Raw genomic sequence first — 11,311 nt, 5'->3', positions numbered from 1 at the left:
CCCTCGGGCGAGTAAGGCTCGAGACACCGATAAGCTTCGATCCGCGGATCGGGGCGGGTTCCGGCAGGGCCGGCCCGCCCCGATTCATTTCATCTAATATGTACGTTCTGCATACGTAATTTCCGCAGCGCCGGATCCGTATTCCCCTCAATTGTGGGTCCCCGCCTACACGCTTAACATTTCATCTTGCAACCTGTGGGAGTTGCACAGGCGCGGGGCGGTCGGCAACCAGGAGAGCGCGCATCTCCTGGTTTTTGTGTTGCCAGCCCCGAGGGTTACCCCGCCTGGAAGCCAGATCTTGGAGAGGAGGTGACAATCGATGAGACACCTGTATCTCGAGATGGAAGTGCTCGAGCAGCGTATTGCGCCGTGCGGCATAACAGTCCACAGCAGCGGCTCGGGCGGCTCGAAGGGCGGTGGCTCCAAGGGGCACGAAGGCTCCAAGGGGCACGGCTCGAATGGCGGAGGCTCGAAGGGGCACGAAGGCTCCAAGGGCGGAGGCTCGAAGGGCGGAGGCTCCAACGAAGGCTCCCATGGCCACGGCTCGAAGAGCGCCGAAGGTGGCGGCTCGAAGGGCGGAGGCTCGAAGGGCGGAGGCTCCAACGAAGGCTCCCGTGGCCACGGCTCGAAGAGCGCCGAAGGTGGCGGCTCGAAGGGCGGCGGCTCGAAGGGTGACTGCGGCGGCTCCGGCGGCGGCTCGAAGGGCGGTGGCTCGAACGGAGGGTCCGGCGGCCATGCCTCGAACGGCGGCTCGAACGGAGGGTCCGGCGGCCACGGCTCGAAGAGCGGAGGCTCGAACGGAGGCTCCGGCGGTGGTGGCTCGAAGGGCGGAGGCTCTAAGGGCGACGACTGCGGCTAGAAGTGAGAATGCAACTACTTACCATGCATGGATAACCCCCGCGCGAAAGGTGCGGGATGAGTGCCGGGTCCATGTAGCGCTAAGCGGTGGCGTTTCAGGCGGGGCCAATCCCCCCGACCTCGGAGCACCGCGCGTGCCAAGTGAAACCCCAGCTCAATCCCGCACCGGAAGCGGCGGGGCAGAAATACCCTCTGACTGAGGTACCGGTCGGTTGGCCAACAGCGCTATGAATTCCACTCTTCCGAAATTCCGGAGCGACCTGATCGTTAGCCAGCATCGGACGCATTCCGGTCTCTTTGTCGTCGTCAAGGATCCGGTCGGCGGTCAGTTTTTTCGGTTCGGCGAGGTCGAGCAATTCATTCTGGGGCAACTCGACGGCACGAGATCCCTCGACGAGGTCCGAAGTCTCGCCGAGTCCCATTTCGGCGCGGAATTGTCCCAGGAGACGCTCACCCACTTCCTGGGTGGGCTCAACCGCAGCGGCCTCCTGGAGGGCGAAAAGGCGTCGCGTCCTCGCCCCGCGTTTGTCCTGGGAAAATTCCACGGCAACGCGCTCCTTACGCGGCTTCCGCTCTACGATCCCACGCGAATCATGAATTGGCTTCTGCCGCGGACGCGGCTCTTCTTCACGCGGGGGTTCGTGATGCTGTCGGCGGCAGTCATTTGCGCGGGCATCGTCACCCTGGCTTCGGATTGGAACGGGTTTGTTCAGGATCTCGCGCGGCTCTATCAGCTCTCGTCCCTTGGTCCGCTCATCGTGGTCATGTTGGTCATGGTGTCGTTGCATGAGTTCGCGCATGGGATGGCTTGCCGGCACTTCGGAGGGGAGGTCCACGAGATCGGGTTCATGTTCGTCTACTTCCAGCCCGCCTTCTATTGCAACGTCAGCGACGCCTGGCTCTTTCCCGAGCGCTCCAAGCGTCTCTGGGTCGGGTTCGCGGGTCCCTACTTCGAGTTGTTCCTGTGGGCGCTGGCCGTCTTGGTCTGGCGCGTCACGGCGGGGGACGCCTGGATCAACGCCTTGGCGGTCATCGTCATGGCCGTCTCGGGGGTGAAGACCCTCCTCAACTTCAATCCGCTGATCAAGCTCGACGGGTACTATTTGCTGAGCGACTTCCTCGACATCCCCAACCTCAGGAAGAAGTCATTCCGCCATATCGGTGATCTGGTCAAGCGGCTTGTCGGGTGGAGCGAGCCCCCTGTGTCGTCCGCCTCACCCCACGAGCGCCGCGTGTACCTGATCTACGGAATGGTCGCGACCGTTTACTCAATGACGCTCCTGGTGTTCGTGGCATTGAAGACGGGGGGGTTCCTGATCGACAACGGTCAGCCGCTCGCGCTCGGCATGTTCGGAGTGCTCGCCGGCGCGAAGTTCCGTCGACGGATTCGCCGGCTCATGGGGACGGGGGCGGCTCACACGGACGACGATATCCCCGGCTCCTCGCCGCCCGACGACGCCCCGAGCTCCGCGGGCGCCGCGATCCCCGCTCGCGTCGAATCGAAGAGCGCTCCGATCCCCGCTCGCGTCGAACCGAAGAGCGCTCCGATCCCCGCTCGCGTCGAACCGAAGAGCGCCCCGATCCCCGCTCGCGTCGAATCGAACGGACACGGGGGAGCCCATCGTTCTTCCAAAGGAGCCTTGTCCAGCACGCCGAGGCGCCGTCTCCTGATCCTGGGGGCGGCCGCGCTTCTCCTCGTGCTTCTACTCGGGCGGATGGAGCTTCGGGCGTCCGGTCCGGTGAGCGTGCTCCCGCAGGAGAACGCCGACATTCGGGCGGCGGTCACGGGGATCGTGGAGGAGATCTACGTGGACGAGGGAGATCGCGTGCGTGCGGGCGATCCGATCGCGAGGCTGTCGAGCGTGGACCTTGAAACCAACCTTCACGCGACGGAGGCGCAGGTTCGGGAGCTCCACGCGATCGTTCAAGGCCTCGTGAATGGTCCGACGAACGCCGAGATCCAGGTCGCGCGGGCCACGCTGGCCAAGACCGAGGCCGCGGCCGATTATGCCGCCACGCAATTGGCCCGAGACGGCCAGCTATTCCAGCTCGGCGCGGTGCCGCGAACCCAGCTTGATGACGCGAGGGCGGCCGTCACCAAGGCCGAGGGTGAAAGGCTCGAGGCACAGCGCCGTCTCAATGTCCTGCTGGTGGGGACGCGGCCCGACGAGATCGAGGCGGCCCGAGCGCGGCTGGAGCGCCTCGAGTCCCAGCAGAGCGACCTATCCCAGCAATACGCGAAGCTGAAGGTCGTGAGCCCCGTAGCGGGCATCGTCGCGACCCCGTCCCGCGACCTCAAGGCCATGAAGCGGCAGCTCATCTCGACCGGCGGCCTGATCGCCAAGGTCTACGACTACGAGACCGTGGCGGCGCAGATCCGTGTTCCCGAGAAATCGATCGGCGAAGTCCGCGCCGGCCAGCGGGTGGAGCTCAGAACCCGTGCCGATCCGAACACGACGTTTTACGGCCGGGTGAAGTCGATCTCCGTGGCGGCGGACGCGACTCCCGTGACGGAGGCCGCCTCACCGCTTCCCGTCACCCATTCGGGCGGGGACAAGGTCTTCATCGTCACGAGCCTCATCGACAATCGTTCGCTGTTCCTTCGGCCCGGCATGACCGGACAGGCCAAGGTCCTGTGCGGCAAACGGAGCGTCATCGACCTGCTGACGCGGCAGCTGGCCCGTACTCTCAACGTGGAGGTATGGTCGTGGTGGTAAGGGCGAAGTCAAACAGGCGGATGGTGAAGGCCGCCTCGAACGGCATGCCCCGTGAGGCGGGCGCCCTGGCGCCGCCCAGGGGGGTCGGGGAGCACGCGACATCCCCGGTGGAATCCGAGCCCGCCGCGTTCCCGAGCGAAAACCGGGCGCTTTACCTGATCGGTCGGCCCACCCTGAAGCAGTTTCTGCGGCACGTTCGGCACAACGCCGCCGAGCCGCAGCGGGAATCGGATCTGATCGACGAATGGAACGCCGCCAACGACGTTGTGGGAGGGATGCAGAAGAGCGAGGCCGGCGCCGCGGACAACGCGCGGATCGTCCAGCTCGGTCCCGAATACTCGCCGCTCCTGGCCAACCTGTTTCGCGAGCCCCTCATTCGCCACGGATTCAACACCGTGCCGACCGAGGTCGCCATGGTGGACCTGGACCGGGTCGTCGTCTATCAGAAGCACATCGACATCTCCCATGCCGACCGGCTGCAACGGGACCTTCCCTCCGACCCGAGCAACGAGCAGATCTTCGAGCTCTGCCTCCCGCGCAAGCGCGTCAATCCGCCGGTCAAGTGGTCTCGAGCGCCGCGGGACAAGTACGTCTTCGTCTCTCCATCGAATGACCTTCGCTTCCTCGGCATCATGCCGCTCAAGCCGCGCGACATCCCCGACTATCCGCCCCCCGGCAATTTCGTTGGGGTCGTCGGCATCGCGGTGGGATTCGGCTCCAACTTCCTGAACGCGATCTACGCGGAGAAGCGCCTGATCCTCCGAAACGGCAGCCATCGCGCCTACATGCTCTACAAGCGCGGGTTCCGGCACGTGCCCTGCATCATCCAGCACGTGAAAAATCGCGAGGAGCTGGACCTGGTGGGCTCCCCGGAGCTGGAGCGGCATCCGGATCACTTTCTGAAGCATCCGCGTCCCCCGATGTTGCGGGACTATTTCAACCCGGCCCTCTGCAAATTCATGGAGGTTCAGCCCCGCCTCCACCAGGTGACGGTCGAATTCAGTGTCGAAGAGACCGAGCTGCCGGCCCTCTGATGTCGATCCCCCCGCTCACATCCGCCTCCACCGCCCCGCTGGCCCCGTCGATGCCGCCGGAGCCGCCTGCGGCCGATGATCGATGGCTGGCATGGGACAGGTTCCTCGAGTCGAACGCGGAGACCGGGTTCATGCAGTCCTCGTGGTGGGCCGATTTCCGGGTCGACGCGGGCTATGGGCACTTCGGCGTCATGCTGAAGAACCGCGGATTCATCGTCGGCGGCGCCTTGGTGATGTCCTATCGGTATCCGGCCGGGCAGTGCTTCTACTACATCCCCGAGGGACCGGTGCTGCCCGGCGACGAATGGGCCGCGGAGGAGGTCCTGGGCGCCACCCTCGCTGAGATCGACCAGCGCCGCCAGCAGGAGGAGCTGCCCGTGAGCCACCTTCGGATCGAGCCCCGCTGGGAGCGCCTCCCGAAATTCATGAAGGGCTTCAAGCAAGTCCGATCGTTCCAGGACCGCTACATGGAGCCGCGAAATACGCTCTGCGTGGACCTCCGCCCGCCGGAAGCGGCGATCCTGGCCCAGATGAAGCCGAAGGGGAGATACAACATCGGCGTCGCGCGACGCCACGGCGTCAGCGTGGTGGAGGACACCTCATGGGACGGCCTCGCGGATTTTCTGAGCATTTACGACGCCATGGCCGACCGCCAAGGCCTCCGGGCGAAACCCCACGATTACTTTGAGCGCCTGATCGAGCTGCTCACCGACCGGCAGCGCGGCGGGATCTTCTTTGCGGAGCATCGAGGAGAGCGCATCGCCGCGGCATTGGTCGTCTATTTCGGCCCGCGCGCGACCTACTTCTTCGGCGGATCGCTCGCGACGCACCGCAACCTCATGGCCCCCTATCTGCTCCACTTCGAGATCATGCGGCGGGCCAAGGCGCTGGGATACGAGTCGTACGATTTCTGGGGCGTCGCGCCGGAGGCGGAGCCCGACCACCCCTGGGCGGATATCAGCGTCTTCAAGCGGAAGTTCGGAGGTGGGGAGGTGCGGCTCGTGCCGACGCTCGATCTCGTCTACGACCCCGTCGCGTACGAGTATTACGTGCGAAACACCTGACGCGCTTCGCGGGGTGCGCCGCCGCTAGCCGGCCGGCTACCCTGCCAGCTTCCAGCGCTGGTCGATGTAGCTCTGCAGGGCGCGATCGAGATAGGCGTGATAGCTGGAAGGGAGCTTCGGCATGCGCTTCTCGCAAAGCCGGCGCGCTTGGACCAGCCCGCCGTCGGCCTCGGCCGAGGAGGCAAGCACCTTGAGGAGGGATCGCAGCCGGCGCCCGACGACGCCGGTCAGATAAGGGCCTCCCGCGAGCGAGCGCGCGGCGCGCTCCACGTCGAATTCCGCCTCGCAAAATTCCCGCAAACATTCCCCCTGCAAGTAGTAGGTGAGGGTTGTCCGATCGGCCACGGGCGCGTCGAGCGTCCCTTCCTTCGATTGCGCCACCTTCAACATGCGGCCCGCCGCCGCGACGTTGAATCCATGCCGGCGGAGATGGGTGAGGACCCAGTTGCCCATGCTCCGATCGCCGCGCTTCGGCGGCTCGGTTCCAGGAGCGAGGGTCGCGGGCCGGCGGAGCATCCGTCCGAGGTTGGGGGCGCCGTTTCCCGACGAGCCGCCGACCGCGAGCGCCGTGATCAGATTTTGGAGCTCGCGGATGTTCCCCGGAAAGTGATGCTCGAGCAGCTGGGCCTCGAGTGCCGCGTCGATCCGAAGCGCCGGCGTGCCCATTTCCTCGGCGGCCGTCTGGGCGAATCGGCGTGCGAGGAGCGGGATGTCGGATTTGCGCTCGCGCAGCGGGGGCACGTGCAGGGTGAGGACGCTCACACGGTAGTAAAGATCCCTGCGGAAGCGCCCCGCCTCGACCTCGTCCCAGAGATCCCGATTCGTCGCGGCCACTACCCTCACATCGACCTGGATCGCCTCCTCGCCACCGACGCGCCGGAAGTACCCCTCCTGGAGCACGCGGAGCAGCCGTGTCTGGGCGGGAAGGGGAAGCTCGCCCAGCTCATCGAGGAAGACCGTCCCGCGATGGGCCATCTCGAACATCCCGCGGCGATCGCGCACGGCCCCCGTGAAGGCGCCTCGCTCGTGGCCGAAGAGCTCGCTCTCGATCAGCTCCTTGGGGATCGAGCCGCAATCGACGACCTCGAATGGGCCCTTGATCCGCGGCGAGATCTCGTGGACGGCTCGCGCCAGGAGCTCCTTGCCGCAGCCGGTTTCCCCCTGGATCAGAACGGGGCAGCGCGTCGGCCCGACGCTGACCGCCTCCTCGAGGAGGCGAAGCATCGCGGGGCTCTCGCCCAGGATCCGGTTCAATACCGGGTGGCTCAAGCGGAGCTCCCGGAGGCGGCGGAGCACCTGGGACGGCGCGCGTACGTCGATCTCGGGCACCGTCGGGTATTGCTGCTCGGACGGACTCTCGGACTGTGCCGCGCCCGACGAGATGGCTTGCGCCGCCAGCGCCGCGGCGCGCTCGAGGATCTCCAAGGTCTCGGCGGTGTACGGCTCGCGCCCGATGCGGGGGCCCACGACCGCGATCGCGACCAGCTCGGAATGGACGACCAGCGGGAGCAGGAAGGCCGCTTCGAGGCTCTCGGCCCAGCGGCGCAGGGTGCCCTTGGGCAGCGGCTCATACCCGCCCTCGCACTCGACCCGCACCGGGAAGACCGCGGCTCCCTCCGATTCCGAGAGGAGCTGGTAATCCGACCGCGAAAGCGTGAGGTGCTCGCTCTTGGCCGGAGGGGTCAGGCCGAAGGCGACGGCCAGCTGGAGCTTCCGTCGCGCGGGAACGTAGACGTATCCGACCGTGTGGGAGGCGCCCGTCAGGCCCAGCGTGGCGTGGAGGAGGCGCCCGAGTATCTCGGGCGGGCGACTGGCCCCTAGGAGCGAGCGGGCGATTTCAAGCAGGGCACTCGCGTCGGAGTAACTGCGGGCCAGGTCGGGAAGAGTCTCTGCGTCGATCAAGCTGCTCTGCCGAGCCTGCAGCCGGCGCCTCACTGGGGCTTGGGACATGAAATCCCTCCCGGTGAAGTTCGCGGAATGAACGCAGAAGAATAGGCGCGGGAGGACCCCGCGGTCAACGGCGGAGCTTAGAGGCGGCGGAGCCGGGGAGAAAGTGCGCCGACCAATCCCGTCGCCGCGCCCAGCGCGCCGCCGATGGCGAAGAGCGCCGGCGCGCTCAGGATCTCGAGAAGCAGCCCGGCCACGCCGAAGGAGAGCGCCGTCACGCCCACCACGACGACGTTCTGGAGGGCGAAGACCCGGCCGACCAGAGCGGGCGGGACGATCCGTTGCAAGATCGTGGCGCGCGGGACCGTGATCGACGGGATCACCATCGAGTGGAACAGGGAGACGATCAGAAGAAAGGGCAGCGTGCGACACCAGAGCAATGGGACGTAGGTGATGCCGTCGAGCGTCACCCCGATCAGGACGAGCCACCCGCTCGGGACCCGGCTCCCGATCCTGGCGACGAGGACGCTCCCAGTGATCATCCCCGCGCCGTAGATCGCCTCGACCAGGGCGTAATCGGACGCGCTCCCGTGAAGTGTGTCGCGCACGATGACCACGTTGCCGAGGATCGCGGGCCCCATGATGAACATGTTGTCGAGCGCCGTCAGGGCCAAGAGAAGCACGAGCGTCCCATCCGAGGCGATCGCCCGGAGCCCGCGGCGGAAGTCCTCGCCGATCGCGAGCGACTCGCGCCCCGCGCGGTGAGCCCGACCCACTCGCTTGATCGCGAGCAGGAAGAGAAAGGAGCCCGCGAAGAGCAGCATCCCCGCCGGGAACGTGGACTTGACGCCGGCCCGCTGGATCAGCACCCCGGCGGCGAGGGGCCCGAAGAGAAACGCCGCCTGCTGCGACGACTGAACCCAGGCATTCGCCCTGGTGAGCGCGGCGGTCGGCACGATCTCCGGCAACAGGGAGTCGCGCGCCGGGTTGAAGAGGACCGCCGACGTCGCCATCCCGAACGCGATCGCGGTGAGGGCCGCGGGCGTGAGAGTCCCCCGCCATAGGAGGATGCCGCCCAGCGCCAGGAGGAGCGCGCGGCCCGCGTCGGCTCCGGCCATGACCAGCCGACGGTTCCATCGGTCGACGAGGAGTCCGGCGGCCAGGCCGAAGAGAAGGGCGGGGAGGTAGGAGATCGTGGCGGCCAGGCCGGTCGTCGACTTCGACCCGGTCATGTCGAGAATCAGCCAGACGAACGCGATCTGGAAGAGCGAATCGCCGAATTGCGAGAGGAATTGTGCCGCCCAGAGGAACGCGAATGGGGCGGGCACCTTGGGTCCCCGCCCCATCGCTTGATTCAGGCCCTGATCGGGCCCTGTCGTCACGCCCGCGGCCGGCTCAGACCTTTTGGGCCTGCTTCGGCTGGAACTCCGGGGCGTTGTTCTCGAAATCCCACATCATGGGCGGAGCCACGCCCACCTGGCGCAGATAGGCGTAGAGCTGGCCCCGGTGGTGGAGATGCTCATCGTTGATGATGTTCGCGCAGACGAAGCCGGGGAAGGAAACGCCCCAGGGGGTTTTCACGAGCCCCGAGATCTGCGCGTCGCTCAGCGATTGGATCGACTTGTCCGCCGCCTTCCAGGAGTCGGTGGCGAATTGGGTCAGGTCGTCGTGGGTCTTCAGCTTCGCCGCCGCCTTCGCGTCCAGCTCCTCCGAGAGCTCGATCTCTCCCTTGGCCGCTCCGTCCGCGATGGCGCGCATGGAATTGTACATGTGCGAGATCAGCTCCTTCGGCGTCCGCATGTCCTTGCAGGGCCGGCTGTCGATCTTGTCCTTCGGGAACGCGGCGATCGCGCGCATCGTGATCCCGTTGATCGTCCGGAAGTGATCCCAGTATGCGTCCAGTGCCGCCTTGTTCATCGTGAGTGCCCTTTCCGGCTCGACGCTCAGCCCTTCGGCTTCGCGGCCATATCCTTCGCGTTGATGTCGAATGTGATCATGAAGCCGTTCGTCCCCTTGTACTCGAACGGCTTGTCGCCCGTCCGGTAGGCTTCCACCTCGTTCTGCATGAGCTTGAAGCCGGTGTTCCGCGGCGCACCCCAGTACTTGAGGTTCTGGATGACGATCGGCTCGGAGGTCATGCCCTGGTTCCGATGGAGGATCACTTCGCCCATCTTCCCGCCGTCCAGCTTGGCGGTGGCGGAGTCCTTCGTGTAGCTCCAGTCCATCGGAGCATCCGCGCCGACGGCGAAGGCCTTCCACTTCACGGGATAGACGTGGCCCACGATCTCCGCGATCCCGTCGCGCTGCTCCTTGGTCACGGACGGATCGAAATGGAGGACGGCCCAGTTCATCTCGCCAGTCGAGAAGTCGCCGCCCAGGTCTCCGCCGATCCAGAATTTCGCTCCGTCGAGCTTCGTCGCGCCGTAGTTGCCCTTGTTCACCTGGAACGCGTTGTTGAATTTGCAGTAGTGCTCGGCTTCGTGGCCTTCCATCGCCATTCCGTGGGCCGCCGGCTTCGTGTCGAAGTAGCACTGACAGAACATCGGGCAGGAGCACGCCTCGATGATCGTCGCGTTCATCGACCAGTCGTCGCTTGGCTTCTTGGCGTCGGCGGCCAGAGCGGCCCAGGTACATACGCTCAGGAATCCAATGCCGATAATGATCGAGCGAAATTTCATTCTGACCCCCTTGAATGAAGTGGTGAGATCCGGCGTGGGCCGCCGCGGCGAGCCCGGAGACGGCTACGAATAGAAATCAGGCCGGCGTGCGCGTCCCGGCCACGCGACGTTTGTACTACTTTTTCTCCCGCCCGTGAAGGGGGCGTTGACGTCTCCGGCCGAACCCGAAGCAATGCAACGCGATACAGCTGGTGTACGCCCCCGAGTCCTCAGCTCGGCAAGAGCCTCCGGAGCGCCGCCACGTCGATCTTTCGCGCGAGCGCTTCCACGTCGTTCTTCGGACCGTAATACGAGATGACGATCGCGCGGAGCTCGTCGGGATGATCCGCGAGCACCTGCGTGGGACCGAATCCCGGGAAGGCACCCGTCTCCTTGTGAAGCTTGCGGACCTGGGTCTCGAGATCTGGATCGACGACGTAGATCCGGAGGAGCGTCATCGGCTGCTCGGGAGCGCGGCCGGTATCGCCGGAATCGATCTTGGTGGAATCCACGACGGGGATCGCGGACTGCTCCACGCCCATCGCGCCCTGGAGCTCGACGATGTGGGGCTTGTCGCTCTTGGTGGCGAGACCCGTCGTGAGCCCGAGTGTGCCGTTCAGCGCGACCTGAATCTCGAAAACCCTGGAGACGACTTCGTCCGACGTTTCGACCGACGATTCGTCCGTTTCGTCTCCGACCACCTGGTACTCCCGATCGGCCCGAGCCGCGATCGGCACCCAGCGCTGGGTGCCTTTGACCATGCCGGCCTTGGCGCCGACGTCGTCCGAGACCGCCTCGTCCGCCGAAAGCTCGTAGGGCGTGGTGGGCTTCGGCGTTCCCTGGAGCACCTTGACAAGCACCCTCCTCACCTGGTCCTGCGATTCCTTCGCTGCCTGGGTCCAGGCTATGGTTGAGTCGATGTCGTTTCGCCGGATCTGGGGATTGTCGTTGAGAGCGGGTCGCTTCGACATCGGAGCAGGGTTCGACTTCGGTGCGGGGCTCGATTTCGGCGCGGGGCTCGCCGGAGCTGGGCCCGCCAAAACGGGCGACGCCATCGTCGACGTCAAGAGCAACGAACAGCAGAAGATGAAGGC

9 protein-coding genes are annotated in these 11,311 nt (G+C 65.9%); 4 read left to right on the top strand and 5 right to left on the bottom strand.

Features of this window, described 5'->3' with window-relative positions; all coding sequences use genetic code 11:
- Window positions 1–319 precede the first annotated feature (319 nt).
- The 4 genes from E6K79_04925 to E6K79_04910 all read left to right on the top strand — a co-directional run bounded on the left by E6K79_04925 (window position 320) and on the right by E6K79_04910 (window position 5,673).
- A complete protein-coding gene (locus E6K79_04925; protein TMQ65400.1) occupies window positions 320–859 on the top strand; it encodes a hypothetical protein in 540 nt (179 codons plus the stop codon).
- A gap of 211 nt (window positions 860–1,070) precedes the next feature.
- Window positions 1,071–3,575, top strand: coding sequence for an HlyD family efflux transporter periplasmic adaptor subunit (locus tag E6K79_04920; GenBank protein TMQ65399.1), 2,505 nt, complete (start codon window positions 1,071–1,073; stop codon window positions 3,573–3,575).
- Entirely contained in the window at window positions 3,566–4,609 is a 1,044-nt protein-coding gene (locus E6K79_04915) for a hypothetical protein (GenBank protein TMQ65398.1), read from the top strand. Before E6K79_04920 ends, E6K79_04915 begins: the two co-directional genes overlap by 10 nt.
- Window positions 4,609–5,673 carry a peptidoglycan bridge formation glycyltransferase FemA/FemB family protein gene (locus tag E6K79_04910; protein ID TMQ65397.1) on the top strand — a complete coding sequence of 355 codons (1,065 nt, stop codon included), beginning with the start codon at window positions 4,609–4,611 and terminating at the stop codon, window positions 5,671–5,673. The genes E6K79_04915 and E6K79_04910 overlap by 1 nt, the downstream gene beginning before the upstream one ends.
- Before the next feature lie 36 nt (window positions 5,674–5,709).
- Here E6K79_04910 and E6K79_04905 read toward each other — a convergent pair whose 3' ends face one another.
- From E6K79_04905 to E6K79_04885, 5 genes are all read right to left on the bottom strand, one after another.
- Window positions 5,710–7,623 (bottom strand): sigma-54-dependent Fis family transcriptional regulator, encoded by a 1,914-nt coding sequence (locus tag E6K79_04905; protein TMQ65396.1) that lies wholly within the window; start codon window positions 7,621–7,623, stop codon window positions 5,710–5,712.
- A gap of 77 nt (window positions 7,624–7,700) precedes the next feature.
- Complete coding sequence (locus E6K79_04900) at window positions 7,701–8,942, bottom strand: MFS transporter (GenBank protein ID TMQ65395.1); 1,242 nt, start codon at window positions 8,940–8,942, stop codon at window positions 7,701–7,703.
- A 13-nt stretch (window positions 8,943–8,955) separates the two neighbouring features.
- Complete coding sequence (locus tag E6K79_04895; GenBank protein ID TMQ65394.1) at window positions 8,956–9,477, bottom strand: hypothetical protein; 522 nt, start codon at window positions 9,475–9,477, stop codon at window positions 8,956–8,958.
- A gap of 26 nt (window positions 9,478–9,503) precedes the next feature.
- On the bottom strand, window positions 9,504–10,238 hold the full coding sequence (locus tag E6K79_04890) for a DUF1326 domain-containing protein (GenBank protein ID TMQ65393.1): 735 nt from the start codon (window positions 10,236–10,238) through the stop codon (window positions 9,504–9,506).
- A gap of 209 nt (window positions 10,239–10,447) precedes the next feature.
- A complete protein-coding gene (locus tag E6K79_04885) occupies window positions 10,448–11,188 on the bottom strand; it encodes a hypothetical protein (protein TMQ65392.1) in 741 nt (246 codons plus the stop codon).
- Window positions 11,189–11,311 lie beyond the last annotated feature (123 nt).

This window comes from Candidatus Eisenbacteria bacterium (assembly GCA_005893305.1).
Classification (GTDB): Bacteria; Eisenbacteria; RBG-16-71-46; order SZUA-252; family SZUA-252; genus WS-9.
Note: the sequence above shows the minus strand (reverse complement) of the source record. Positions and strands in the feature narration are given on the sequence as shown.

Excerpts from the sequence above, each read along its gene's own strand:
- E6K79_04895 (TMQ65394.1), bottom strand. The coding sequence starts at position 9,477 with ATGAACAAGGCGGCACTGGACGCATACTGGGATCACTTCCGGACGATC.
- E6K79_04925 (TMQ65400.1), top strand. The coding sequence starts at position 320 with ATGAGACACCTGTATCTCGAGATGGAAGTGCTCGAGCAGCGTATTGCG.
- E6K79_04905 (TMQ65396.1), bottom strand. The coding sequence starts at position 7,623 with ATGTCCCAAGCCCCAGTGAGGCGCCGGCTGCAGGCTCGGCAGAGCAGC.
- E6K79_04885 (TMQ65392.1), bottom strand. The coding sequence starts at position 11,188 with ATGTCGAAGCGACCCGCTCTCAACGACAATCCCCAGATCCGGCGAAAC.
- E6K79_04890 (TMQ65393.1), bottom strand. The coding sequence starts at position 10,238 with ATGAAATTTCGCTCGATCATTATCGGCATTGGATTCCTGAGCGTATGT.
- E6K79_04910 (TMQ65397.1), top strand. The coding sequence starts at position 4,609 with ATGTCGATCCCCCCGCTCACATCCGCCTCCACCGCCCCGCTGGCCCCG.